A 24997-nucleotide genomic window follows, 5' to 3' on the forward strand; every position below is an offset into this window, starting at 1 on the left:
AATGACACATAGCGCACGGGTGTGAATACCGATAAAAAGGTATATAATTGCGCGCTCTTAAATGTTCACCACGGTAATCAGTCATGAAACCGGCTCTGTATCTACACCCTAAACGGGAAAAATCACTTTTTCGTCGCCATCCCTGGATTTTTTCACAAGCAGTTGATCGCCTAGATGGCGAAATGGTACTGGGTGAAACCGTCTCTATTTACTCAGCCGCTGGACAATGGTTAGCATACGCCAGCTACTCCCCGAACTCACAAATTCGCGCCAGAGTTTGGAGCTTTGACAAACGCGTGAAAGTCGATACCGAGTTTTTTGCGCAAAAATTACAACGTGCCGCCAAGTCACGGTTATTACTGAATCAGTTTACGCAAACCAACGCCTATCGTTTAGTCGCTGGCGAGAACGACGGTCTGCCCGGGATCACTATCGATCGCTACGCAGATGTATTGGTGGTTCAGCTCTTAAGTGCAGGTGCTCAATATTGCAAAGATATGCTGATTGAAGCACTCAAAACCCAGTACCCGCAATGCTGTATTTATGAGCGCTCCGATGTCGATATCCGTAAAAAAGAAGGCCTAGAACCAACCAAAGCGTTGCTACATGGCAAACTGCCCCAGCAACCCATGCAAATTGAGGAAAATGGCTTAAAACTGTGGATTAATGTCGAAACAGGGCATAAAACCGGATATTACCTCGATCAACGTAATAACCGGCAATTAATCGGTAAACTGGCTCAAGATAAACGCGTGCTGAACTGCTTTAGCTATACGGGTGGATTTGGCACCTATGCTTTAGCCGGGGGAGCACAGTCGGTAGTCAACCTTGATGTGTCCCAAAGTGCTTTAGCGATTGCCGAGCAAAATGTCGCACTCAATCAACTCGATGCTAATAAAGTCAGTCATATTCGCCAAGATGTTTTTCAAGCACTGCGCGATTACCAAGGCCATCAGAGTTTTGATCTGATTGTGCTCGATCCACCTAAATTTGTAGACAGTAAAGCGCATTTAAAACGAGGCTGTCGCGGTTATCAGGACATCAACCGTCTGGCGATGGGCCTTTTAGAATCAGGCGGATTATTGGCTACATTTTCATGTTCCGGATTAATGCCTCAAGAATTGTTTCAGAAAATTGTGGCTGATGCCGCCTTAGATGCTGGGCGACAAGTGGTCTTTATTAAAACCCTCGAACAAGCTGAAGATCATCCTGTTGCCGGACCTTATCCTGAAGGGTTTTACTTAAAAGGTTTTTTATGTCAGGTTTTTTAATGCCGCAACCGAAAGTCTAGTCAATGATATGAGCCTGAATAGATAGCACGGCCTCTCATCTATCGTTCTTTCGATTATTCCCCCGGCATCCGCTGCGCTCCTGCCGGGCGACAATAAGTCCAACAATCCCGTAGCCCAGATGGAATGTAATGGAACCCGGGATTGATTCGGGTTGATGCACGGGTGTTGAATGGGGATGATTCCCCGGCATCCACTGCGTTCCTGCCGGGCGACAATAAAACCCACAATCCCATAGCCCAGGTGGCATGAAATGGAACCCGGGGTTGATTCGGGTTGATGCACGTGTGTTGAATAGGGATGATACCCCAGCATCCACTACGTTCCTGTCGGGCTACATGAATAGGAAAGTGTATTCGTAGCCCGGGTGGAATGAAATGGAACCCGGGGTTAATTCGGGTTGATGCACGGGTGTTGAATGGGGATAATTCCCCGGCATCCGCTGCGCTACTGCAGGGCTACATTATTTGGTAATTCGATAACAACCGTAGCCCGGGTGGAATGAAATGGAAACTGGGGTTAATTCGGGTTGTTGCACGTGTGTTGAATGGGGATGATTCCCGGCATCCGCTGCGCTCCTGCCGGGCTACATGATTTGGTGGTGATGCGATAACAACTGTAGCCCGGGTGGAATGAAATGGAACCCGGGATTGATTCGGGTTGATGCACGTGTGTTGAATGGGGATGATTCCCCGGCATCCACTGCGTTTCTGCCGGGCTACAATAAGACCAATAATCTAGTAGCCCAGGTGGAATAAAACGAACCCCGAGAAAAACGCGGGTACTGAAATTTATCGCTCTAACCTTCCATCCAGTCTTGGATGTGGGTTAATGGCAGCTCAGTGTGATCAATCACTGTGCGTAAAATAAAACTTGAACGAACGCCAGTCACCCCAGGGATGCGGGTTAACTTACCTAATAGAAAATTCTGAAAATGTTCCATATCAGGAACGGTTACTTTAAGCTGATAGTCTGAATCGTTGCCAGTCACCAGCATACATTCCATCACTTCATCATATTTCGCCACTTCTTCTTCAAAGTGTTCAAAACGCTCCGGCGTATGAAGATCCATCGAAATATGAATATACGCTGTCAGAGATAAATTCAATTTGTTGGCATTGAGTAATGTGACATGGCGGCGGATAAAACCCGCATCTTCCAGCTGTTTAACCCGACGAGAACAAGGAGACGGAGACAATCCGACCCGTTCTGCTAGCTCCAGATTACTAATTCGACCATTTTGCTGCATGACCTCCAGAATTAAACGATCCGTTCTATCCAACTTAAGCATGACCATTGTTAATCCTTAGCTTCACGGGGTCTTATACCCCATATTCAAAATCGTCTCACATACTAATGAGCCGATAGGTTAAATACAAACGTAAATAAATAATCCAACAAATATTAAAAACTCATGAGTCAGATCAATGAAACTTATCTGCCTGATGATCCATCTACGAAACTAAAATACTTCTGATAATGGAAACCTATTAAACAATGGTGCTAAAAAATATACATTTTTTAGCACTAAAAATCATTTTATAATGAAAATCTAGTCAATACCAGTCAATACATCACAAAACACTCATAACCAGTTTGTCAGCATGACACCGACCCCTAATGACTCGGTGCTTTGGTTATAGTCAATTAAGGATTCGCCATAGCCATTAAAATACTGAACATAACCACGTAACCGCCCCCATAATGGGAAACTAACGCCTAATTGAACTGCTCCTTTATTCTCCCGACGCAAGTTATTACGCAACATCATATCAATACTTAAATCATGCCAAACATGGACAACATTCAACTCACCATACCCATAATATTTTTCGATATTGGGATTATCATCGCTGCTAGCACTTTCGGGAAACCGATACCATGGTTTGATACTGACCACGTTATGCTCCGATTCAAAAACCATCTCAGCATATAGGCGATTCCAAGAACGCGACGCAGGACGAGAACGACCATTAGACTGATGATCCAGCCCCACGCGCCAAAGCGAGAACTTCATCCCTTTTTCATCGCGATTGGTCCGATTAAACTGCAAAAACACTTCTGGCTCGTAGTTGCTTTCACGAAATGGCGATGAGATTTTTGAATTATAAGCCTGCCAAAATGACTGCTGAGTGTAAGCCACCCAAAGGCTGCTATGTTTACCGACCACATCATAAGCGACTGGGATCTTAAAGCTGACCTGAAACTTCACTTCAGTCGAGTCAAGCCGATCATTCGGATCCCCACTGTCAATATAGTTGGCCTGATCCGGATGGGGTGTATATTTAACCGGTAAAATGTAATTAGGTCGATAAGCGGTAATTACAAATGGATCATGTTGCGTTTTCTTCTCCTGCTCAAGGCGCTGCTGCACCAAACCACCGGCTTTTTTAGCACGTTGTTCAATTGACTCTGGCGTCTCAGGTTCAACTGAAGAAGAGGAACTTTCTACAGAATCCGATTTTTTATTCGCCTGTTCAGCGGCTTGAGCACAATTGAATGCGCCAATAAGCCAAATCCCACCAATGAAATAACTTAAGTATTTACTCATTCGTTCCTCTTGTATTTGACTTGATAAAAGTCTGGATACCCTTGACTCAAATGGTTACGCTATCAACGAGCGATGCATTCATTTATGACGATACTATTAGATCATGACGAAAATAGAATTATGTCAACAAGATAAACCCAGTTCAATTAATGATGACTATATCGGCAGCTCACAGCCTGAAATTGTGATGTACTTGAAAGGTCATTATCCTAAGTTACCAGCGCCAACCACTCAGAGCTGGTTAAACGAGTTCATTGCTCTGAATGGCAATAACTGGCGAAAAATTTTGGTTATTTTTGCCAAGCTTGCCTGTGACGATGATAACTGGCGCGACTATCTCTATAGCGGCCAACTGTTAAGGGAAAATCAGTGCAACTTTACTGACTGCTTATATCCATCTGGGAAAGTTCATCTGCTCTGTGGTAAACAAAACTGGGAGCGATTTGGTTGGCACGATGATCTGAATCTTCCCGGCCAACTCTGGCATGACCATCAGGTTCTATTACCCTATCCCGATTATCGCCAATTTCCGAATCAACTCATCACACAAGTACGACAAAAGATGGAGCCATTTATCACAGATTAACTTCCCCTCAACTCTCTGGCATAATTTAAACAATATTTACAATTAGCAATGAGGATTCACCGATGTATAGCGGCATTATCCATGGGCATTACCCTATCACAGTAGTTAAACGTCAACCGGGATTACTCACGTTTGCTGTTGAGTTTCCCCCCTCATTGATTGAAAACCTCAAATTAGGGGCAAGTGTTGCCATCGACGGGGTCTGCCAGACGGTGTCAAAAATAGCTGGCCAACAAGTTTTCTTTGATGCTATGCAAGAAACCTTGGATAAGACCACGCTGGGTTACTTGCAGCTCCAGGACAGCGTGAATGTTGAGCGGTCACTTCGCTATGGCGATGAAAATGGTGGCCATGAGCTCTCTGGACATGTCGATGGACGCTTGAGTATTGTCGATATTGAGCAACTTGAACATAACCACATTCTAACCCTGCAAGTCCCGCCAAATTATCGCAAATATATTTTCAATAAAGGCTTTCTAGCGATTCATGGTGCCAGTTTGACTGTAAGTGATTACCAACCTCTAGAAGGTTTATTTAAGGTGTATCTCACTCCAGAAACATTGCGCCTCACCAATCTTGGCCATTTTAAAAAAGGGGATGAACTGAACTTTGAAATTGACCGACGGAGTCAAGTCATTGTCGACACGGTTGAAAATTATCTCTCTCAACGGCCAGCCGCTTAACCTTGGACCTTAACAATCGTTCACATAAGTTACTTGATTAGAGACAGTCACACTCATCAGTTAGTGATGACTCACATTCATCTCGGGGGATGTATCATCCCCCGTATGTTTGCAATAAAACGGCTCTGTTGATTTTGTCGCTAGTCGATACTCTGAGAATCAATCCGAATACATACGGCATCATGACGCCAATATTCAAATTCACAATCGATCAATTGATTGGCGCGGTTGTAATTCACCCGAATAATTTTTAGTACCATCTGCCCGGAGGCTAGGTGCAGTGCTTGCGCGACATTTTCCGGCGCGGCACAAGGCTGTACATCAAAGCGCGAACGACTATTTTCATAACCATAATGACGCTGATAGAGTTCTGTCAGCGACTGACTGAGATCCTCATTTAAGATATCAGGAAAATACTGACTATTTAGGCAGTTTTCCACCAGCAATACTGGCCGATCATCAATAAATCGACAGCGCTGAATTCGATATATTCGAGTTAACTCAGCAAGTTCCATTACCCGCATCAGATCCGGCGATGCCAGCTCACTACTCACATCTAAAACTTGCGTTCGAGCCTTGCGTCGCTGCTCATTCACCAGTCGGTGAAAATGCATGCGACTTAATGGGTTATAGATTAATCGAGGATGGGCAACGAACCAACCTCGACGGTCTTCACAATAAATTAGCCCTTCAGATTGCAGCGACTCCAGTGCATCTTTAATGGTCATTCGCGAAACATTGAATAATTCACTTAAAGTACGCTCTGAAGGTAGCTTACTACCAGGCTTAAAAACCTCTTGCGCTAACTGCCCGCGAAGCTGACTTCGAATTTTACGAATTCGCGATGCTTTATCCTGCATAAAACCTCAACTGGTCTATACCAATAGAATATTCTACTAAATCATTATATTAATTTATATAATACTAAATAAATATGAAATTTTTATATAAAAAATATTTGATTGTCTAATAAACACACTATAAGGTCATAAATATGTCACTTTTTTGCATTATTTACGTCATAACCATTCTTTAAATTATACATATTTAAACTGATATAGACCAAAACCAACAAGAAGGTGTGTTTCGATGAAAAAATGGATTCTGATGGCCGGATCGGCAGCCCTAGCGGTGAGCCAAATTTCATTAGCATTTGCTGACAACATTCCAGCCAGTCTCATTAAAAAAGCACAACAGGAAGGTGAAGTTGTCAGTGTTGGGATGCCGGACAGCTGGGCAAACTGGAAAGAAACCTGGCATGACTTAAAAACTAAATATGGTATCAATCACCGTGACACCGATATGAGCTCTGCACAAGAAATTGCCACCTTTGCCGCTCAAAAAAATAATGCAACGGCCGACATTGGTGATATTGGTTTCGGGTTTGCCAAAGTTGCTAAAGCCAAAGGCATATTGCAACCTTATAAGCCAACGACTTGGAACGATATTCCAGATTGGGCCAAAGACCCTGATGGCTATTGGGCAATGGGATATACGGGAACTATCGCCTTTATCGTCAACAAAAATCTAGTCAAACATATACCACATAGCTGGCATGACCTGCTCAAAGGGAAATATCGAGTTACGATTGGCGATGTTGGCTCAGCTGCGCAAGCTAATAATGCCGTGCTGGCGGCCGCCATTGCTAATGGGGGAAGCGAAAAAAATATCGAACCGGCACTTAAATTCTTTGCCAAACTCGCCAAACAAGGCCGCCTGGCAACCAATGATCCAAGTATTGCTAACCTCGAAAAAGGTGAAGTCGCCGTTGGTATTATGTGGGACTTCAATGCCCTGAACTATCGTGATCAAATTAACCGCAATCGATTTGCCGTGCTCATCCCATCAGATGGTTCGGTCATGTCCGGTTATGTCTCTATTATCAATAAATATGCACCACACCCATGGGCAGCCAAACTGACTCGAGAATATATTTTCAGTGATGCTGGCCAGATTAATTTGGCCCGCGGCTATGCTCGCCCCATTCGCACCGATGTCAAATTACCGGCTGATGTCAAAGACAAACTTCTGCCGAACTCAGAGTATAAAAACGCGCAGCCCATTAAAGACTTTAAAGTTTGGCAACAAAATGCTAAGCGGCTTCCACAGCTTTGGCAGAGCCAAGTACTGATCTATCAGCAATAAGAGTTGAATATGTCCAGATCTGTTATTTATATCATCCTGGACGGTTTGAGCGATTGGGTAGCCCGGCAGGATATGGGCTACCTACTTGCATTAACCGAAGCCAATCTCGCGAGTTACTATTCGCTTGAATGTGAGTTACCCGCGATTTCTCGCCCCCTTTATGAATGTCTGCTCACTGGGGTGCCCCCCGTTGCAAGTGGGATCGTGAATAATGGGGTTACGCGTTTAAGTCACCAAACCAGTATTTTTCACCTAGCTCGAGAACACGGCCTGACCACCGCTGCTGCAGCCTATCACTGGGTCAGTGAGTTGTATAACCGCTCACCTTATGATGCCAACCGTGACCGGTTTACCTTTGATGAATCGCTGCCGATTCAAAACGGGATTTTTTATCATCAAGATGATTACCCGGATAGCCACCTGTTTTTAGATGCCGAATATCTACGTAATCGCTTTCAGCCGGATCTGCTGCTGATTCATCCCATGAACATCGATGATGCAGGCCACAAATACAGTTTTGATTCTAAAGAGTATCGTAACCAAGCCCGGATGACGGATCGGATTCTCTCCGACTGGCTACCAGCTTGGATTCAAGCAGGCTATCAAATTATAGTGACCGCCGATCACGGCATGAATAATGACTTTAGCCATTGCGGCATTCGTCAAGAAGAACGGCAAGTCCCGCTATTTGTCATCGGCGATGCATTTAGCCACAACCGCGATATTCAGCCATTGCAGCGCCAGTTATGTGGTGTGGTTGCCGATTTGCTAAATATTGCTCATCACAACAAACCAAATCATCCAGCACTACTTAAGGAGAGCCGATGAAACGCACTCATTGGCGCCCATTACTGGTGCTATTGCCGTTTATTATCTTGATTGGATTATTCCAGCTAGCGCCACTGGTTTGGGTGATTATCAATAGTTTGTTTAATGACGCGGGTCATCTGAGCCTAGATAATTACGGACAAGTACTCACCTCACCTTTTTATCTACAAGCGTTTGAACACAGTTTATTGATCGCCTTAAGCTCTAGCGTGATAGGGCTGATACTCGCCACCATCGGTTGTGCCTCACTGCGCCACACATCCAAACGAGTACGGAATGCGCTGTTAGCTTTCGCGAATATGACGAGCAACTTCGTGGGGGTGCCACTGGCATTTGCCTTTATCATTATCCTTGGTTTTAACGGCATGATTACGCTGATTTTGCGTCATTTCGGCTGGCTTGGTGGGTTTAACTTATACAACACGAGCGGGTTAATCGTAATTTATAGCTATTTTCAGATCCCATTGGCCATGCTACTGCTTTATCCGGCCTTTGATGCCCTCAAAAAGGATTGGCAAGAAGCGGCTTTTTTACTCGGTGCCAACCATAAATATTACTGGCGACGCATCGCATTGCCGGTATTAACGCCCGCTTTGTTAGGCACTTTTATTATTTTAATTGCCAATGGCTTAGGGACTTATGCAACGGTCTATGCGCTTACCTCTGGCAACTATAATATTGTCACGGTCCGTATTGCCAGTTTAGTCTCCGGCGATATCTTTTTAGAACCCAACCTAGCCGCCGCCATCTCGGTTTTATTGATGGTTATTTTGGTCATCATCACCGTGATTAATCAAAAGATTATTCAAAGGAGTTACTATGTCAATTAGTCACTCTAAGCTCTATCACACAAGCGTACTGAGTATTCTTTACGGGTTGCTGTTGATTCCATTGCTCGCCACTCTCGTATATTCATTATGCAACCAATGGGGCGCAACTATTTTACCTTCGGGGTTTACATTTAAATGGTACCAACAGCTATGGACTGATCCGCGCTTTTTAACCTCGCTGTATCACTCGCTAGTGTTATCATTTGGGACGCTATTCATCAGTGCTGTTTTAATTGTGCCCTGCGTCTTTGTGGTCTTCTATTACTACCCAAAACTAGATACCTGGATGAATGTTTTAACTTTATTACCCTTTGCGATTCCACCAGTGGTATCTTCCGTTGGATTATTACAGCTTTATTCGGGTGGGCCATTACCCATCACCAATACACCATGGATTTTGGTGGGCTGTTATTTTGCAATCACGCTGCCGTTTGTCTATCGAGCCGTCAATAACAACCTACAGGCATTGAATATTCCCGATCTAATGGATGCGGCCCAGTTGTTGGGAGCCTCCAGTACGACGGCTTTTATTAAAATAGTGCTGCCGAACATCCGTAAAGGATTACTAGCATCGCTTTTTCTATCATTCTCGTTTCTGATGGGTGAATTTGTTTTTGCCAACATTCTGGTAGGGACATCTTATGAAACACTGCAGGTTTATCTGTATAACATGCGCCAAACCAGCGGCCATTTTACCTCAGCGTTAGTGATGTCATATTTTACGATTATTTTGTTGCTGACCATGGCCGCAACTCGGCTTAACCGTTAGGATTTTTTCATGCACTCTGTTGTCATTAATCAATTAGAAAAACGATACGATCAGAAGACTGTTTTCTATGATATTAATTTATCTATTGAGGGCGGTGAATTTCTAACGCTGCTAGGGCCATCCGGATGTGGTAAATCGACGTTACTCCGCTGTCTGGCAGGGTTAACTGAAGTTGACCATGGCCAAATTAGTCTCTCAAACGAAGACATTACCAACTTCGCCCCACAAAAGCGTGGCATTGGCATGGTCTTTCAAAGTTATGCGCTCTTTCCAAACCTGACGGTCTGGGAAAATATTGCCTTTGGACTACGCATTCAAAAGCTAGACGAGGCGAATATCAAAGAAAAAGTGACCCGCATCTTAGAACTAGTGGAACTCACTGGCTACAAGAGTCGCTATCCAGCAGCGCTTTCTGGAGGGCAACGCCAACGTGTTGCTCTAGCTCGCAGCTTAGTGGTGGAACCGAAAGTCTTGCTACTGGATGAACCGCTCTCTGCACTTGATGCGCGAATTCGTAAACACCTACGCAGACAGATCCGCGCCATTCAGCAAGAATTAAATCTGACCACCATATTTGTAACCCATGATCAAGAGGAAGCTCTCACGATGTCAGACCGCATCGCCTTGATGAATGCCGGTCAGATCATGCAATGTGATACGCCAGAGCGACTCTACACCGAACCGGCTAACCATTTTGCCGCCACCTTTATGGGCCAATATAACGTGCTAACGAGCCAACAAGCCCAACAATTACTGGGAATTAGCACTCAGCATGAGGTAGCGATTCGGCCTGAATCAATTTACTTGTATGAAGCGAGTCGTCAATATCCGGAATATTTTTCACAAAAATTAAGTGCGACCGTACTCAGCCATCAGCTGCTCGGAACCATTATTCGTTATGAAGTCACCATTAATAATATTCAACTCACTGTTGATTTATTGAATCGTCATGCCCAACGGTTAATTGAACCAGGGAAAGAGCTACTCTTATTGGTTGATAAATCAGCTATCCGTTATCTAAAAGAGTGATCTTGTCATATAATGATGGTACAACAGGGTGTGTAGATGATTGATAGATAAATATTATGCCAAATTCACTGACTATTTTTGACTTGGATGACACTTTGTTAAATGGCGATACCATGGCGTTATGGCATCAGTTTCTGGTGGACCAGGATCTGATCGACAATGGTGAAGAATTTCTCGACATGGACCGCCAATTTGACGAGCAGTATCGCAGTGGCTCGATGGATATAAATGCATTTTTGCAATTTAGCCTAGCGCCTCTTGGACAGCTTTCTGCCGATCAAGTCGATCAACTAGTACAGCAATTCATTGATGAACAGATCAAGTTTCGGCTCTACCCTCAAGCCAAGCGGCTGATTGAAAATCTCAAAGAGAATCATCATCACCTGTTAGTGATCTCTGCAACTGTTGATTTTATTGTTCGACCCGTCGCTAAATTGTTCGGCATTTCCAATGTGATTGCTGTTAATATCGCTCGCCAACAAGGCTCTTATACTCCCAGAGCTATTGGCACACCATCATTTAGAGAGGGCAAAGTGGTACGGCTACAACAATGGCTCACCACGCAAAGCTGGCAACCTGATGTACTGCGATTTTACTCAGACTCAATTAACGATTTACCCCTGCTGGAACAAGTAGATGAGCCTTACGTGGTTAACCCACACGGAACATTATTGTCGATAGCACAGCGCCGAAGTTGGCCTGTGATTGAATGGCAACAAGCCAAAGCTTCTTAAGCTTTCCCCCTTTATCGAGGGAAAGCCTGTGGGCTATTGAGCATTTGAACTCACTCGAGGATGATACCCTTGACCGTCGGCGGCAGGGATAAAATCAACAAAATACTCAATGCCCTCAATCGATTCGTCATCATGATGCGATACATAAACCATCTGGGTGAGTCCTTGTTTGGCGATGATGGATAACGCCTGCAAAACAATCTTACGATTAAGATAATCAAGCCCTTGGCATGGCTCATCAAGCAATAATAAAACGGGCCGCTTAATCAATGCCCGTGCAATTAACAACAACCGCTGCTGGCCATAACTCAATGACTGAAAGCCAGTTTTTGCTAAATGCTGCATGTGCAACAACTTCAACCAATTCATCGCCATATGACATTCAGCCGCGCTAGGTTGCTGATACAAACCAATTGAATCATAAAACCCAGATAAAACGACATCGAGCGCTTTGGCATTCACCCGATATTGCAGATGGAGCGCTGAAGAAACCATACCAATACGCTGTTTCACTTCCCAGATACTTTCACCACTGCCTCGGCGATGCCCTAAAATATCAATTTGATTGCTATAGCACTGCGGATGGTCACCAAATATCAAATTCAGTAGCGTACTTTTTCCACAACCATTTGGGCCTCGCACCTGCCAGTGCTGATTAGGGCGAATTTGCCAATTGAGGTTTTCAAAAATTAATCCATCATGGTAGGCCACTCGCCCCTCATGGATTGCAAACAATGGATCAATAACAGGCTTATCATCAAGCTCATTCGTCGTTTGCAGCGCTTGCGCTAAATCTTGCGAGACACTGCCCGCGAGGGCCTGCCATTGCAGGCGTAACGGGTGTTCCAACCATTGCTGGCGCGCAAAACTGCTATGTAACCGACCTTCATCGAACAAACTAATCTTGGCAAAACACTCCGGGATCTCTTGATCACGGCTGGTAATCATTAAGATGGTATATTGCGTACTTAACCGCTCAAGTAATGAACTCAGCTGCTGCTGATAGTCTTTATCAAGCCCAGCATAGGGCTCATCCAAGACCAAAAGTTGCGGATTCATTAAGATAGCACGCGCAAGCATCAACCGTCGGGTTTCTCCGGTTGAGAGTAAAAAGAAACCGCGATCACGTAACTTTGTAAGGCCGCAATCAATGATAGCCTGTTCAATCTGCGCTGAATCGGTGTTTATCTCATAAAGCAACTCATAGACACTGCTCCCCGGGTCCACTTCGTTGGTTAAATCGGTTTCGTCAGCATCTTTTTGGTCACTGTAAAGTTGCTGCTGAACACTCAATGAAACAATGCCGATACACTCAGGTAACCCCGTGACTTGCCCTCGTGTTAAGCAAGCTTTTTCAAATAACCAATCCGCAATTAATGACGGCGAATTGTCACCGGCGATGACACAAACATGTTTGCCTGCCTCTATCTGCCAGTCATCGATGATGCATTTTTGCTTTGCTCTTGTTATTTCAACCTGTTTAAATTCAATCATCTGACACCTTCCTGTACATCTTGATTCATCATAGCGGAAAGTGCCATTGGCTGGCTAGAGACATCAGTAAAGCCTTGGCGACTCTATAGCCGCCAAGAAGCAACCATGCGCTGCGTTAAGGGGAAAAGATTAACTTTGCAGCTCCAACTCCAGTTCATTGGCTATCTGCTCAGGTGTGGTCGTTGAAGCATAGCGATGTACACGGGTTCGATCGCGCGAAACCAGAAATTTAGTAAAATTCCATTTAATCCGCTGTGTTCCCATGACCCCTGGCGCCGCCTCCTTAAGCCAGACAAACAGTGGATGGGTATCCGAACCATTCACCTCTGTTTTACTGAACATTGGAAAATCGACCTGATAAGTGCTCTGGCAAAATTGTTGAATTTGTACATTACTGTTTGGCTCTTGATGACCAAACTGATCACAAGGGAATCCCAACACACTAAACTCTTGCTGGTGATATGCTTTATAAAGCTGAACCAAACCTTGGTATTGCCCGGTAAATCCACATTCACTCGCCGTATTTACAATAAGCAAAACCTTCCCGTCAAAATCAGCCAATGGTTTAGATTTAAGGTCAATCGTTTCTAAAATTAAATCTTGGGGAAATGGTTTCATATTTTTACCTCGACATCGGTTATAAAACCGCTAACCTGTACTTGCTTATAAAAGCATCTATATCATACTGCTGTTCAGCCTAACCCGATATATGAGCATTTTTTAATCAAGTTAGATGGATTAGCTGAAAAAGATGAGTAAACATTACTCTTTTTTAGTGATCTTAGTGATGTTTTAGCACACAATATATGAATAGCTGTAGTTTACTGGCGATAAATTAACTTTTCCTTTACTGTCTGGTTAAGTTTTATTCATATCTGTCGATAAATACAGATGATGGGACAAATATGATAGTGAGTACAATTTTTCAGCAAACGACGTGATTTAATTTTTTGATCCTTTATAATCGCGCGAATGGATATTTGACTAAACTGTCATTTAACTTTCCTCTTAAACGAATAAATTTAAATCTCGTTTAAGCATCATGGATGAATCAAGATCCATTTTATAAGGCTCTTGGGTTTAATCAGCTATGGTATTTGAGCAAAAATATTAACCCATGATGATGCGATAGAGACTAAAAGCGACCCGAAAGATAGAGGAATTGACATGAAGGTTGTTGATTTTTTGAAAAAAAAGAAAGAAATTCTAGCTCAACATCAGTTTGATCTCATCGATTTAAAAGACCGTATTCCCCCTGTTTTGCTAGATCATTGGGCTGAATTTTTAAATCGGGCGAACAATATCCAAATTGTCAACTGGGCTCGAGAACATCAGTTGCTCTCAACCGAAGAAAGTAGTAATCGCCAGACGAAAACGGTTGAAGCCAGTCCAATTGTGCTACCCGAAAAGGCACAAACGCTATTGGCGCAATTAAGTGCCCAGTTAAATGAGGAAATTCATATTGGCCAATGGCTCACAGTGGATCAAGAGCGCATTGATCAATTTGCTAAAGTCACCGAAGATCAGCAATGGATCCATACTGATCCCCAGCGGGCTCACAACGAATCTCCTTTTAAAACAACCATTGCACATGGCTTTTTGACGTTGTCATTATTGCCCGTGTTGACCGATAGTGTTGACGCATCGCAATCGCCTTATCCGGGTGTTCGAATGACAGTTAATTATGGCCTGAATGAAGTGCGATTTTTATATCCAGTTAAAGCGGGAAGCCGGGTTCGTGCTCGCACAACATTAAAATCAGTCACCCCAATTAAACGTGGTTTAGAAGTGGTCAAAGAGATCAAAGTGGAAATTGAGGGCACACGCCGTCCGGCTTGTTTAGCGCAGAGCGTTATTCGTCTATACTTTTAAATGATTGCTTATTTTAAATACTTTAATTAAGCCCACTGATTCAGCATTTAAAATAGCCTATTATTAAGCCGTTTCATCAGAGCGGTTTAATAAGTTTTAACAAACGGCACCCCCAAAATTTCGGGGAGCTGAGAAAGTTCTTGGATCTGATAAGTTGAACTTTCAGTGTAAGGTAAATTCTTCGGATTAAACCAAACTTGATCGATTCCAACCCCCCGAGCACCAGCTATATCAGCCTGTAGGCTATCGCCCACCATCAGACATTGTTTGGCATGAGTTCCAACTTGGTTCATCGCATACTCAAAAATATCTGCATTCGGTTTACGCATTCCTAATTCATCAGAGATAAAAACATGTTCAAAATAGCCATCAAGTTTGGCACTGCGTAGTTTTTGCTGCTGAGTCTGAGCAAACCCATTTGTGATCAGGTGTAATTTAAAGTTTTGTTTTAAAACGGCCAGGCATTCATGGCAACCAGCAAAGACACCATCCATCTGCGAACAATGCGTGATATACCATTGGTCAAACTGTGCCGATGACAAACTGAGCTGTTTAGGATCAATCCCCAACTCAACAAACGTCTGAGCAAAACGTTCAGCACGCAACTGTTCTTTGTCAATTTCACCTGAATTAAAACGCGCCCAAAGTTTGTCATTAACAGCTTCATACACGCTGATAAAACGCTCTTCAGAAAAATTCTCGAGTGATAAGAACTGCTGATAAAGACGGTGCAAGACATCTCTGGCATTACGCTCGAAATCCCACAATGTGTGGTCTAAATCAAAAAAGATATGTTGATAATTCATCTACTCACTACGCAATAAATTAATTTGTAAATCAATACTGGCATGCAATGATTTTGCATCAGCCATAAATGATGGAAAGCCTCGCAGGCCAAAGACACTGACGAGCAGCAACCAAGCCCCATCACGAGGACTCACTGCTGGCTTCAATATGCCCTGCTGTTGCGCCTTAACCAACGATTTTTCTAGTCGCTGGAGTAGCTCTTGCCAAGGTTGCTCCAACGCATCACGGATATCACTATCAACCGCGCTAAAATCAGCGACTGTCCGGCTCAATAGACAATGTGGATGATGCATGCATAATTTTTCAACGAGCTGGTGCAGATAACACTGAATGCCATCTAACGGATCATCACTATCTAAACACAATTGACTTTGCCGCCAGCGGCTCTGGATAAACTGATTTAACGCAGCCAGTAACATGCCCCGTTTATTTTTAAACGCACAGTAAATACTTCCCGGATGCAATCCGGTCGCTTCTTTAAGATCCTGCATCGTTGTTTTAACATAGCCCTTTTTACAAAACACTTCCATCGCGGCTTCAAGGACTTGTTCGCGATCAAATTCTGCCGTTCTCATAAATATTCAGATATACCATTAAAACTTCATTTGCTGGGAAAAGGATATTGTAGTTTAAAGCGCACACTGTAACGCGGAAAAAGTCAGATAAAAAGCATAAATTATGCCCTATTGGCAATATTCGGATACTAGCATAGCAAATTATAAAACGCCTGAGTCAACACTCAATTTAGCTCTCAGTACTCAGCTTACAGCATCTATACGGGCCCCCTGACAATTTGGTATAAAGAGTGTTAGAGAGTGACAAGAACGTGGCGGGGGCAATTGTAAAAGTGAAACCAGTAGTACCGGATAACTCCCTTCATCCATGGCAAGAGCGCTACTATCGAAATGGTCCAGATTATCGCTTTAACAGCGATGTCAGCTTTACCGATATTCAAGTTCAGTTTGGCTTTGCCACCATCCGCCTGGGGCGCTGGGTGGATCCCATCGAACAGCAACTAGCCGCCAATCTAATTTTTGATGCATTGGCTGATTTATCTTTTATGCTGAATGTTCCGCCACTGGTTATCGGTCTGCGGGGCAGTTTACATCTAGCCTTCGGAACCGATGGGAACAGAGATGCCAAAGCCCATTATCAACCCGGAAAACGAACCTTGGCATTAGCTAAAAATGCTGGCGGCGGTGCCCTAGCGCATGAATTCTGGCATGCTTTTGACCACTACATCCGCTCCCATCTATATCCCCAAAGCCGCTGTCTTCTTGCCAGTGACGCTTGGTTAAACGAGCAAGATTATGCACATCATCCCTTGAATGATGCATTAATCGCTATTTTCGATACGGCTTTACTCTCAAGTGATAAAAGGGGACCATCCGAGTATTTAGCCCGCGCCATCGCGCTGGATAAAAAGTCCAATCATTACTATTTTAGTCAACCGACTGAAGCTCTGGCCCGCGCTTTTGAGGCATTTATTCAAGATGGTTCCATTGGCAATAATTTTTTAGTTTCTGGCACCCAAAAGTCCAAACTTGCCCAAGTCGGCGGTTATCCGCCCCCTCATTTAAGGGCACAACTTAATGATAAATTTACCTGTTATTTCCATTTATTAGGTCATGCTCTGCAACAATAATGGCAGTCGTTTTCGCACAAATTTGCAACGGAAACTGCAAAAGTTCTACTGTGCTGTTTGCGACTAATTTTATTAAAGATCTGGGACTAATAGAGAAATCAGTCCAGAGCAAATAGTTATGACAGACAACGATAGGTAAACGCACTGAGATCAGAAATTTTATCCAGCTCTAAAGTTCCAGCATCTTCCTTAATCAAAGCAACCACCCAATAACGGTTGCTTTTAAAATAAGGGCAAGACAAATCACCTAGCTTGAGACCGCTTGTTCAGTCCACATATCAGCGTAAGGATTGACCATGGCCTGCTTACAAAATCTATCGTAGAGCACCACATTTACCGTCGCAGCCAGATTCATACAACCTTGTGTTGGAATATAAACGACTTCCTGACACCAGTTCACCAATTTTTTATCAATCGACCCATCTTCCGGACCAAAGATATAGAAGGCCTTTTTAGGATGCACAAACGCAGGTAGCGGTTTGGCACTGCGCAACAGTTCAATCGCGACAGGAGTTGCCCCTTTGGGTAGAACCTCACGTAAGTCATCCACGCCTAGTGTGGGAATACGGGTATGCATTTTTTTAGTATCAGTGACATAGCGGCTGGCCCGGTAATAGCGCTCTCCCGTATAAAAAACCGAAGAGGCGCCATAGCATCCGGCAGCCCGCAACACTGAACCCACATTTTCAGGTGATTTGGGATTAACCAGTCCAATACTGGCAAACGCTGATGAACTAACCATTGTTTAATAACTCAATCAGATCGATCACCGCCGCATTACAGCGCGAGATATAGTTGGCCATGACCAATGAATGGTTCGCTAAAATACCAAACCCACTGCCGTTTAGAACCATCGGGCTAAACATTGGTTGTTGCGTGGCTTCTAACTCACGAATGATCTGGCGGACACTCACAACCGCATTTTTATTGACCAGTACATCATGGAAATCATATTCAATCGCCCGCATGAGCTCTAACAATGCCCAAGATGACCCACGAGCCTGATAAAAGACATCATCGATTTTCCACCAGCTGGTTTGTTCGCGAGATTTCTCAACCGAGGGTGCATCAGGGTCAATTGTGCCGCCAATTGAGGTATTTAAGCGCGCGCGACCGACACTCGCACTCAACTGTTGTGAGAGTGATCCCAGTCGATTTTGTACCAGCTGTAACCAATCCACTAAATTATCGGCTCGCGCATAAAAATGCGACTGCTGGCCGCCAGTTAAAGACAAGCGGCGTCGATAGTCCCCTAACAATCGAATACCTTTACGATATTCACCTTCGGCACTAGGAAACATCCAGCTCGTGTGATCAATATAAAATTTAGGCTGGGCAATCTTAAGATCAGAATCTTCCTCTGACTGGCTCTGACTGCGACTAAAATCCTTGCGCATCACTAACGACATATCACGGATCTGATTTAGCACACCTAATTCCCAAGCCGGCATATTATCCATAAAGACCGAAGGTGGCAGCACGTCATTACTGAGATACCCGCCAGGTTTATCTAACAAAGTTGAGGCTAAACGCATCAATGTTGTGGTCGTGACAAATCCCGGTGTAATGGGCTCTTTGGTTTGCTCAGAAACCTGTTTGGCATATGTTTCAACATTGAAAGTATCCGGTTCTTCGCTCCAATACACACTAATTGCATAAAAAACGATAAAAATTAAGGCCACAGTAGCAACAATGATCGTGCTGCGTTTTGACCAGGAAAACGTCATTAGCTCTCTCCATTAACCAATTAAGTGCATCCCTTCAATACAATATGTTTTGAATTGCAGGTAAAGCTCAGGTATTTTGAATACCAAGCTTACCACTGAAGGAGGCGTAATATGAAAAAGTTCACTCATGAATCGCAATTGCTAAAAAAGGCAATCACTATTGGCCAAGCTTACGCCACAGCTCGCGGTTACAGTGCATTACCTGCAAATGTCTCAGAGCGTGACAAAGTTGAAGCCCTTTATCGTTTGCTCGTTGCTGATAAGCGTATCACGCCACTAGCTGAAGAAAAACAAAACGGGCCAGAAATGCGCCACAAACTGGTCATCTGGTTAGCTAAACAGCTACCGGACGACCACCCCTTACTTAAGAATTAGTACTTTTACTCGCAGAGGAGGTTTTTCGTTGACTTCCTCTGCATGGAATACGATTTGAGCATCGATTTTCGCCCCAAGATCGTCAAAATTAGCAAGATGATTATTCTAATTCTTTGAATTTCGCAGATTATTCCCCTATTCATTGTCGCTTAATTTATAATTAATTCCTTATATATGGACGAATTAACCCAAAAGAATGACTAGTCAAATGTTGGTCACCCGAATAGACTATTTCCATTTTCATTTCTTCCTGTTCTAATGTACCTCTAGATCAGAAGAATCTAGCAAACGATTGCGTCCATTAAGATGATTTAGAAGTCGTTTTGTTAAATATATCTATTAAAAGTAGCTCACATAATAATAAAATACGCCATAGCTAAGACAAATCATCATTGTCTAAGCAGTGATACTTCGTTCGTAGTAGCATGTAATTTTAAAAGTAACTAAGGGAATGTCACACTTTAGTGGTTAATTTATCAACCCCCCAAAGTCTGCATCCCTCTATATATCAATAATCCTGGGTAAAGAGTGATCAGATATGAAAGGGGTCGACTATCGAGCTTTGTTAACACAAGGATCTTTCTCAAATATCAATTACAGTCCCTCTATCTCAACCATTGAGCAATTATTTACAGTCATTGATGGCAATCGGTGTACCTATTGGGAATTTGACTTCATTACCAACCAATTTTATTTTATGAAGGTTGCTTGGGATGCAAGTACTAAACGCTTTACGGCACGCTCATCAACGGTTAGCAACATTGAGCTAATTAAGCATTTACATCCATCGGATCAACACCGTCTGCAAACCAAACTCAGGCTGCATGAAGAAGGCATTGAACCCGTTTTTCGTGCCCAAATTCGTTATCGCAAATCCCCAGAGCGCTCTTGGCACTGGCTGAATTGCCGAGGACGTATTATCGCCTTTGAAAATGAGCAACCCAAAGTCGTGGCGGGGATTTACCAAAATGTGACCCGTGAACAGAATCGTCAAGAACGGCTCAAACGAATGGCCAAGCGCGATCCCTTAACCGGACTTCCCAATCGCTACGCTTTACAAGAAACGTTTGCTCATTGTCAGCAACATACCAATGAATCCTCGATGAATATGGCGTTGTTTTATCTCGACTTAGATGGTTTTAAAGAGGTCAACGATAAGATCAACCACCGAGCAGGAGATGAGCTTCTCACCAAGCTTGCCCATAAGCTTACCCATCTGACTCGCCATAACGAGACGGTTTACCGCATTGGCGGCGATGAATTTGCACTGTTTGTCCCGCGGTATCAATCTAAAGATGAATTAGTTGTACTCGCTGAGCGTATCACCAAAGCATTTCATGCAGAACATGTGAATATGTATGGCACACAAATTTCTATTGGGATTAGTATCGGGATTGCTACCTACCGTATTACCGACACGCTAGATAGCTTATTAGAGAGAGCTGACACCCGCATGTACCGCGTTAAAAACAATGGTAAAAGCGGGTTTTGGATGGGTTCAGCGAATCACAGTCTCGATGATTGATCATTGTTGTCATGATAAATGTGAATATCGCGCTGCGGAAATGGAATGCTCAGCCCTTCTTTATCAAAACGCAATTTCACGGTGCGCGTCAAATCCCAATAGACATCCCAGTAAACTTCTGTTTTAACCCATGGGCGAACAATAAAATCAAGCGAGGATTCACCCAGTCGCGCCAATTTAATAGTTGGTTCTGGCTCGCGCAGAATATCTGGATGAGAATCAATAATATCTTTTAGGACCCGCTCCGCTAACTCAAGATCATCGCTATAACCGATAGAAAACTCCATATCGACCCGACGTACACGTTCAGCGGTAATGTTATTAATCGTGCTGCCCCATATTTTATTGTTAGGCACCATGATTTTCTGGTTATCAAAGGTCCGGATCGTGGTATTAACCAAACTCATATAATTGACCTTCCCCGAAACACCGCCAGCATCCACATAATCGCCGACATCAAAAGGGCGATAGATCAAAATCATCATACCCGATGCAAAATTCGACAAGGTATCCTGTAGCGCAAAACCGATGACGATACCAGCGACCCCTAAACCAGCGAGAACGGGCGCCAGATCGACGCCAATTTGAGAAAATGACACTAAAATTCCGGTTAAGATCATGGACTTGGCTGCCATCGAGACAAAAAACTCTTGGACCAAAGCCGATAACCGCGAATGTTTGGAATGCACCATTTTACTCACGAGCATTTTCACTAACCGTGATAACCCATAGAATAGCGACATCACCAAGATAAAAATAATAGCCCTTGGTAACACCGTTTTTACTGTCGTGAGCAACCATTGGTCGCCATTCACAAAAAAGCTCTTAAAAAATGACAAAATACCGGAGCTATTTAAAACTAAATCGGTCAATTCCCCTGAGGCCGAAAATGTCAGCTGACTATATTGCGACACATCCATGTGGTAGTCTTTAAGTATCGGGATCAGCAATGTAATATTCTGACTAATCGTTTTACTAATGCGCTGTTGCAGGGTCAGCCGGTCAGACATCTGCTGATTTAACGACTTAGATAAATTACTGAGCTCATCATTCATCTGCTCTTGCAGGTCAATACTTGCCTTTAAATAGCTTGCTAAATCATTCGCATAACGATTTAACTGGTAACGATAGCGCGGTAAATATGATGCTTGTTGTTTTTTATTTAATAATTTCAAAAGCTGATGTTCATAAATATACAAGCTGGTTTGATAATGCATCGCAACGGACACCGTTATCCAGTTCAGTGGCTTATCACTTAATTCTGCAGTTTCATACGAATGGAATAGGTCACGAATGATTTGCGGTGAAGCTCTGCGTTGTTGGTACAATATCGCGATCATCGTCGCCACATCAGCAACATGCTGATTTTTACCTTGCTCCTGCGGCGGTTTATCATCATCGCTTTTATCTTTTTTCACCTGGTCACTGACCATATTCGTCAGATTTTTAACTCGCGAACTGAGTTGCTGAAGAATCATTGACCGGCTCATATTCGAGCGCGTCTTTTTCCAGCTATCCATTAAATCAGAGAGCTCTTGCTTGCCCTGTTTTAAACGCTCGGTCAATTGCGGTTGTGGTGTTTGTGAGCTATCAGCCAGACTTAACACACTGTAACTTAACAGAATGCATCCCAAAAGGGTCAATATGGCCGGTTGAATCAGTTTTACCATTGGTACCTATCAGTTATTCGGTGCTAATGCAGTTAATCTAAACTATAGTAATGCTTACTAAAAGTCACAGTAACGGAGTTTTATCATGCCTCAGTTGCCAGCTCAGCGCTCCTGGCAAAAACGCTTACATGAAATCATTTATGAAGCCGACACTCCTGCTGGGAAATACTTCGATATAGGTTTAATCATGACTATCGTTGCGAGTGTCATCGTGGTCATGATTGATAGTGTCGCCTCCATTAATGCAGAGTATGGACTGCTTCTGCTCTCGTTGGAATGGCTATTTACCGTTATATTCACCATCGAATATATATTTCGGTTACTTTGTGTGAAAAGCCCCTGGCTCTATGCGCGCAGTTTTTTTGGGGTGGTGGATTTGCTAGCCATTTTACCAAGCTTTATTGGGTTATTCTTCCCAGGTACCCAGTACCTGCTCAGTGTCCGGATTTTACGTTTATTACGCATTTTTCGGGTACTCAAGCTGGCTAATTATTTAACCGAGGCTCAGACATTACGGCAGGCATTACGCGCCAGCAGCCGGAAGATCAGCGTATTTTTACTGGCAGTCTTTGCCATGGTGGTGATTTTAGGCAGCATCATGTATTTAATTGAAGGGCCAGAACATGGCTTTACCAATATTCCTATTTCAGTGTACTGGGCAATCGTAACTCTCACCACGGTCGGTTATGGTGATATCGCCCCCATGACCGCACTTGGCAAAATCATCGCATCACTGATTATGATTATCGGCTATGGAATTATTGCTGTGCCCACCGGGATCGTCACGGTCGAACTCTCACAGGCACAAAAAAAACGTCAGAAAGTATCCACTCAGGCTTGTCCAAATTGCAGCTCAGAGGGCCATGATACCGATGCGGTTTACTGTAAATACTGCGGTCACAAGCTCTAAACCAGAGTCTGACACAGACCGAACCCGTGAGTGGGATCCGGCCTCTATTATTTAAACAATTATTCTTCTTCTGAACTGTCTGACTCTGGAGATTCTGGTACGTTTATTTTGCGTTTCATGGGCGTATCACCAACATCGATACCTTCATGATAAACACGACTGCGTTTGGCCTGCGGTTTTTTCTTAATTGCCCGAGCTGGCTTTTTCTCAGTCCACGGATTTTTACCTGGCTTACTATGGCGGCGTTTAGCGACAGGTTTGAGCCCTTTAAATTTGGCTTCAAGTCCATCAACTACGGCAAATGTCACTTTCGTGTGTAAAAAACTCTGTAACAGTAAAAACTGAGGCCAATCTTTCGGGCCCACCAGTGAACAAGCTAAGCCTTTGCGTCCAGCTCGACCAGTACGACCAATGCGGTGAACATATTCTTCAGTATGCTGACTGAGATCGAAGTTGACCACTAATCCAACATCCGAAATATCCAGCCCTCGAGAAGCCAAATCAGTGGTTACCAAAACCTGCTGATGACCTCGTTCAAACTGATCCATAATCCGGTTTCGCTTACTTTGAATCAGCTCACCACTTAAAGCCGCACTGCTATAACCCCACGACTGCACTAATTGCGCCAACCGTGCAGTATCTTGTCGAGTCGCGGTAAAGATCATCACCTGTGAACGAGAATGCTCACTGAGCAATGCTTTAAGCTGTGCTTCTTTATGTGTCAAGTTATCACTAAGATAAAAACGCTGCTCGATATCACTATTGGGTTTAAACCCTTCACCCACCGCAATCCGCTCAGGTTCACGCAGTAGCTCATTCACCAACTCATTCACTGGCAAGTTATCCAGCGTCGCTGAAAACATCAACGTCTGACGTTTACGATGGTTCGCCGCAGTATCAATCATGCGTAGCTGTGCAGCAAATCCCATATCAAGCATGCGATCCGCTTCGTCAAAGACTAACAACTCTAACCCTTCTAAATAGAGATTACGCTGTAGCAGATGATCGGCCAATCGCCCTGGAGTGGCGACAATGACCTGAGGTTGGCGACGTAACAACTTAATCTGATCATTAAAGTTCTCCCCGCCACAAAGCAGCAATCCCCGTCCCTGACTGACGCTCAAAAGTAAACGCAATTGCGCATAAACCTGCTTGGCAAGTTCTCTCGTTGGCGTAAGGACCACAGCTCGGGCATCGCGACGGCTCAGTGCTTTAACGCGCAATAAACGTTGCATCAATGGCAACAAATAGGCTAGTGTTTTCCCTGAGCCGGTCTTGGACGAAGCGATCAAATCGCGGCCAGTCATCGCGATCGGAATAGCCTCCTGCTGGATCTCAGTGGGAGTTGTATAACCTAAATGATCGAGCGCCTTTTCGAGGCGGCGATCCATACCAAATTCACTAAATTGCAAAGCCATCTACCTTCGAGCATAATTGAGCTGGAATTATAGCGGTTAAAGGCTTGGGAATACAGCATAGCCCAGTGCTTTTCGTAACCTATTTCTAGGCGCATCTTTGATGATAGATT

Annotated in this window: 26 protein-coding genes; 14 read left to right on the forward strand and 12 right to left on the reverse strand. The window is 43.8% G+C overall.

What is annotated here, in order from left to right:
* Positions 1-83: 83 nt before the first annotated feature.
* Positions 84-1271, forward strand: coding sequence for a class I SAM-dependent rRNA methyltransferase (locus EV690_RS06150; RefSeq protein WP_131912045.1), 1188 nt, complete (start codon positions 84-86; stop codon positions 1269-1271).
* 55 nt (positions 1272-1326) lie between these two features.
* On the opposite strand, the gene EV690_RS06155 is transcribed toward EV690_RS06150, so the two are convergent.
* The 3 genes from EV690_RS06155 to EV690_RS06165 all read right to left on the reverse strand — a co-directional run bounded on the left by EV690_RS06155 (position 1327) and on the right by EV690_RS06165 (position 3840).
* Positions 1327-1539: a hypothetical protein gene (locus tag EV690_RS06155; protein ID WP_131912047.1), complete on the reverse strand. Its 213-nt coding sequence runs from the start codon at positions 1537-1539 to the stop codon at positions 1327-1329.
* Positions 1540-2088: 549 nt separating this feature from the next.
* Entirely contained in the window at positions 2089-2580 is a 492-nt protein-coding gene (locus EV690_RS06160; RefSeq protein WP_131912164.1) for an Lrp/AsnC family transcriptional regulator, read from the reverse strand.
* Between the two features lie 294 nt (positions 2581-2874).
* Positions 2875-3840, reverse strand: coding sequence for a phospholipase A (locus EV690_RS06165; protein ID WP_131912048.1), 966 nt, complete (start codon positions 3838-3840; stop codon positions 2875-2877).
* A 103-nt stretch (positions 3841-3943) separates the two neighbouring features.
* Here EV690_RS06165 and EV690_RS06170 point away from each other — a divergent pair, with 103 nt between their 5' ends.
* Positions 3944-4426 carry a DUF6942 family protein gene (locus EV690_RS06170; RefSeq protein ID WP_131912050.1) on the forward strand — a complete coding sequence of 161 codons (483 nt, stop codon included), beginning with the start codon at positions 3944-3946 and terminating at the stop codon, positions 4424-4426.
* Between the two features lie 62 nt (positions 4427-4488).
* Complete coding sequence (locus tag EV690_RS06175) at positions 4489-5109, forward strand: riboflavin synthase subunit alpha (RefSeq protein WP_131912052.1); 621 nt, start codon at positions 4489-4491, stop codon at positions 5107-5109.
* 140 nt (positions 5110-5249) lie between these two features.
* On the opposite strand, the gene EV690_RS06180 is transcribed toward EV690_RS06175, so the two are convergent.
* Positions 5250-5969 (reverse strand): UTRA domain-containing protein, encoded by a 720-nt coding sequence (locus tag EV690_RS06180; protein WP_131912054.1) that lies wholly within the window; start codon positions 5967-5969, stop codon positions 5250-5252.
* A 229-nt stretch (positions 5970-6198) separates the two neighbouring features.
* Between EV690_RS06180 and EV690_RS06185 the strand changes: the two genes are divergently transcribed.
* The 6 genes from EV690_RS06185 to EV690_RS06210 are packed head-to-tail and all read left to right on the forward strand — an operon-like array spanning position 6199 to position 11444.
* On the forward strand, positions 6199-7254 hold the full coding sequence (locus EV690_RS06185; protein WP_131912055.1) for an ABC transporter substrate-binding protein: 1056 nt from the start codon (positions 6199-6201) through the stop codon (positions 7252-7254).
* Between the two features lie 9 nt (positions 7255-7263).
* Positions 7264-8082 carry an alkaline phosphatase family protein gene (locus tag EV690_RS06190; protein ID WP_131912057.1) on the forward strand — a complete coding sequence of 273 codons (819 nt, stop codon included), beginning with the start codon at positions 7264-7266 and terminating at the stop codon, positions 8080-8082.
* Positions 8079-8912, forward strand: coding sequence for an ABC transporter permease (locus tag EV690_RS06195; RefSeq protein ID WP_131912058.1), 834 nt, complete (start codon positions 8079-8081; stop codon positions 8910-8912). The genes EV690_RS06190 and EV690_RS06195 overlap by 4 nt, the downstream gene beginning before the upstream one ends.
* Complete coding sequence (locus EV690_RS06200; RefSeq protein WP_131912060.1) at positions 8902-9681, forward strand: ABC transporter permease; 780 nt, start codon at positions 8902-8904, stop codon at positions 9679-9681. The genes EV690_RS06195 and EV690_RS06200 overlap by 11 nt, the downstream gene beginning before the upstream one ends.
* Before the next feature lie 9 nt (positions 9682-9690).
* The gene (locus EV690_RS06205; protein WP_131912062.1) at positions 9691-10710 is read left to right on the forward strand and encodes an ABC transporter ATP-binding protein; all 1020 of its coding nucleotides are present in this window, start codon (positions 9691-9693) and stop codon (positions 10708-10710) included.
* 56 nt (positions 10711-10766) lie between these two features.
* Complete coding sequence (locus EV690_RS06210; RefSeq protein WP_131912065.1) at positions 10767-11444, forward strand: HAD family hydrolase; 678 nt, start codon at positions 10767-10769, stop codon at positions 11442-11444.
* A 33-nt stretch (positions 11445-11477) separates the two neighbouring features.
* On the opposite strand, the gene EV690_RS18605 is transcribed toward EV690_RS06210, so the two are convergent.
* Both EV690_RS18605 and EV690_RS06220 read right to left on the reverse strand, forming a co-directional pair.
* Positions 11478-12938 carry an ATP-binding cassette domain-containing protein gene (locus EV690_RS18605; protein WP_131912068.1) on the reverse strand — a complete coding sequence of 487 codons (1461 nt, stop codon included), beginning with the start codon at positions 12936-12938 and terminating at the stop codon, positions 11478-11480.
* 129 nt (positions 12939-13067) lie between these two features.
* A complete protein-coding gene (locus tag EV690_RS06220) occupies positions 13068-13556 on the reverse strand; it encodes a glutathione peroxidase (RefSeq protein ID WP_131912072.1) in 489 nt (162 codons plus the stop codon).
* 549 nt (positions 13557-14105) lie between these two features.
* Here EV690_RS06220 and EV690_RS06225 point away from each other — a divergent pair.
* Complete coding sequence (locus EV690_RS06225; RefSeq protein WP_131912074.1) at positions 14106-14810, forward strand: MaoC family dehydratase; 705 nt, start codon at positions 14106-14108, stop codon at positions 14808-14810.
* A gap of 86 nt (positions 14811-14896) precedes the next feature.
* Here EV690_RS06225 and EV690_RS06230 read toward each other — a convergent pair whose 3' ends face one another.
* A complete protein-coding gene (locus tag EV690_RS06230; protein WP_131912075.1) occupies positions 14897-15616 on the reverse strand; it encodes a YjjG family noncanonical pyrimidine nucleotidase in 720 nt (239 codons plus the stop codon).
* Positions 15617-16192 (reverse strand): TetR/AcrR family transcriptional regulator, encoded by a 576-nt coding sequence (locus EV690_RS06235; RefSeq protein WP_131912077.1) that lies wholly within the window; start codon positions 16190-16192, stop codon positions 15617-15619. It abuts the gene before it with no gap.
* A 272-nt stretch (positions 16193-16464) separates the two neighbouring features.
* Here EV690_RS06235 and EV690_RS06240 point away from each other — a divergent pair, with 272 nt between their 5' ends.
* Positions 16465-17262, forward strand: a complete 798-nt coding sequence (locus tag EV690_RS06240; RefSeq protein ID WP_131912080.1) for a CLCA_X family protein — start codon at positions 16465-16467, stop codon at positions 17260-17262.
* A 247-nt stretch (positions 17263-17509) separates the two neighbouring features.
* Here EV690_RS06240 and EV690_RS06245 read toward each other — a convergent pair whose 3' ends face one another.
* Entirely contained in the window at positions 17510-18004 is a 495-nt protein-coding gene (locus EV690_RS06245; protein ID WP_131912082.1) for an RNA methyltransferase, read from the reverse strand.
* The gene (locus tag EV690_RS06250) at positions 17997-18989 is read right to left on the reverse strand and encodes a DUF2333 family protein (RefSeq protein ID WP_131912084.1); all 993 of its coding nucleotides are present in this window, start codon (positions 18987-18989) and stop codon (positions 17997-17999) included. Before EV690_RS06250 ends, EV690_RS06245 begins: the two co-directional genes overlap by 8 nt.
* 111 nt (positions 18990-19100) lie before the next feature.
* On the opposite strand from EV690_RS06250, the gene EV690_RS06255 reads away from it, so the two are divergent.
* Together EV690_RS06255 and EV690_RS06260 are read left to right on the forward strand one after the other, a co-directional pair.
* Complete coding sequence (locus tag EV690_RS06255; protein WP_131912087.1) at positions 19101-19364, forward strand: DUF5062 family protein; 264 nt, start codon at positions 19101-19103, stop codon at positions 19362-19364.
* A gap of 538 nt (positions 19365-19902) precedes the next feature.
* Positions 19903-20889: a GGDEF domain-containing protein gene (locus tag EV690_RS06260; RefSeq protein WP_131912089.1), complete on the forward strand. Its 987-nt coding sequence runs from the start codon at positions 19903-19905 to the stop codon at positions 20887-20889.
* On the opposite strand, the gene EV690_RS06265 is transcribed toward EV690_RS06260, so the two are convergent.
* On the reverse strand, positions 20871-22559 hold the full coding sequence (locus EV690_RS06265) for a mechanosensitive ion channel domain-containing protein (RefSeq protein ID WP_224054913.1): 1689 nt from the start codon (positions 22557-22559) through the stop codon (positions 20871-20873). The genes EV690_RS06260 and EV690_RS06265 overlap by 19 nt on opposite strands.
* 85 nt (positions 22560-22644) lie before the next feature.
* Between EV690_RS06265 and EV690_RS06270 the strand changes: the two genes are divergently transcribed.
* Complete coding sequence (locus tag EV690_RS06270; protein ID WP_131912095.1) at positions 22645-23469, forward strand: ion transporter; 825 nt, start codon at positions 22645-22647, stop codon at positions 23467-23469.
* Positions 23470-23528: 59 nt separating this feature from the next.
* Here the strand turns inward: EV690_RS06270 and EV690_RS06275 are convergent, their stop codons facing one another.
* Positions 23529-24881, reverse strand: coding sequence for a DEAD/DEAH box helicase (locus tag EV690_RS06275; protein WP_131912166.1), 1353 nt, complete (start codon positions 24879-24881; stop codon positions 23529-23531).
* Between the last annotated feature and the right edge of the window lie 116 nt (positions 24882-24997).

The sequence above is a fragment of the Celerinatantimonas diazotrophica genome, from assembly GCF_004339545.1.
Taxonomy (GTDB): Bacteria; Pseudomonadota; Gammaproteobacteria; order Enterobacterales; family Celerinatantimonadaceae; genus Celerinatantimonas; species Celerinatantimonas diazotrophica.

What these genes read in the sequence shown, in the direction of transcription:
- EV690_RS06250 (WP_131912084.1), bottom strand. Translation starts at nt 18,989, where the DNA reads ATGACGTTTTCCTGGTCAAAACGCAGCACGATCATTGTTGCTACTGTG.
- EV690_RS06220 (WP_131912072.1), bottom strand. Translation starts at nt 13,556, where the DNA reads ATGAAACCATTTCCCCAAGATTTAATTTTAGAAACGATTGACCTTAAA.
- EV690_RS06190 (WP_131912057.1), top strand. Translation starts at nt 7,264, where the DNA reads ATGTCCAGATCTGTTATTTATATCATCCTGGACGGTTTGAGCGATTGG.
- EV690_RS06255 (WP_131912087.1), top strand. Translation starts at nt 19,101, where the DNA reads ATGAAAAAGTTCACTCATGAATCGCAATTGCTAAAAAAGGCAATCACT.
- EV690_RS06195 (WP_131912058.1), top strand. Translation starts at nt 8,079, where the DNA reads ATGAAACGCACTCATTGGCGCCCATTACTGGTGCTATTGCCGTTTATT.
- EV690_RS06165 (WP_131912048.1), bottom strand. Translation starts at nt 3,840, where the DNA reads ATGAGTAAATACTTAAGTTATTTCATTGGTGGGATTTGGCTTATTGGC.
- EV690_RS06205 (WP_131912062.1), top strand. Translation starts at nt 9,691, where the DNA reads ATGCACTCTGTTGTCATTAATCAATTAGAAAAACGATACGATCAGAAG.
- EV690_RS06200 (WP_131912060.1), top strand. Translation starts at nt 8,902, where the DNA reads ATGTCAATTAGTCACTCTAAGCTCTATCACACAAGCGTACTGAGTATT.
- EV690_RS06210 (WP_131912065.1), top strand. Translation starts at nt 10,767, where the DNA reads ATGCCAAATTCACTGACTATTTTTGACTTGGATGACACTTTGTTAAAT.
- EV690_RS06245 (WP_131912082.1), bottom strand. Translation starts at nt 18,004, where the DNA reads ATGGTTAGTTCATCAGCGTTTGCCAGTATTGGACTGGTTAATCCCAAA.
- EV690_RS06225 (WP_131912074.1), top strand. Translation starts at nt 14,106, where the DNA reads ATGAAGGTTGTTGATTTTTTGAAAAAAAAGAAAGAAATTCTAGCTCAA.
- EV690_RS06235 (WP_131912077.1), bottom strand. Translation starts at nt 16,192, where the DNA reads ATGAGAACGGCAGAATTTGATCGCGAACAAGTCCTTGAAGCCGCGATG.
- EV690_RS06160 (WP_131912164.1), bottom strand. Translation starts at nt 2,580, where the DNA reads ATGCTTAAGTTGGATAGAACGGATCGTTTAATTCTGGAGGTCATGCAG.
- EV690_RS06155 (WP_131912047.1), bottom strand. Translation starts at nt 1,539, where the DNA reads ATGCCACCTGGGCTATGGGATTGTGGGTTTTATTGTCGCCCGGCAGGA.
- EV690_RS06185 (WP_131912055.1), top strand. Translation starts at nt 6,199, where the DNA reads ATGAAAAAATGGATTCTGATGGCCGGATCGGCAGCCCTAGCGGTGAGC.
- EV690_RS06265 (WP_224054913.1), bottom strand. Translation starts at nt 22,559, where the DNA reads ATGGTAAAACTGATTCAACCGGCCATATTGACCCTTTTGGGATGCATT.
- EV690_RS06180 (WP_131912054.1), bottom strand. Translation starts at nt 5,969, where the DNA reads ATGCAGGATAAAGCATCGCGAATTCGTAAAATTCGAAGTCAGCTTCGC.
- EV690_RS06170 (WP_131912050.1), top strand. Translation starts at nt 3,944, where the DNA reads ATGACGAAAATAGAATTATGTCAACAAGATAAACCCAGTTCAATTAAT.
- EV690_RS06260 (WP_131912089.1), top strand. Translation starts at nt 19,903, where the DNA reads ATGAAAGGGGTCGACTATCGAGCTTTGTTAACACAAGGATCTTTCTCA.
- EV690_RS06270 (WP_131912095.1), top strand. Translation starts at nt 22,645, where the DNA reads ATGCCTCAGTTGCCAGCTCAGCGCTCCTGGCAAAAACGCTTACATGAA.
- EV690_RS06175 (WP_131912052.1), top strand. Translation starts at nt 4,489, where the DNA reads ATGTATAGCGGCATTATCCATGGGCATTACCCTATCACAGTAGTTAAA.
- EV690_RS06230 (WP_131912075.1), bottom strand. Translation starts at nt 15,616, where the DNA reads ATGAATTATCAACATATCTTTTTTGATTTAGACCACACATTGTGGGAT.
- EV690_RS18605 (WP_131912068.1), bottom strand. Translation starts at nt 12,938, where the DNA reads ATGATTGAATTTAAACAGGTTGAAATAACAAGAGCAAAGCAAAAATGC.
- EV690_RS06150 (WP_131912045.1), top strand. Translation starts at nt 84, where the DNA reads ATGAAACCGGCTCTGTATCTACACCCTAAACGGGAAAAATCACTTTTT.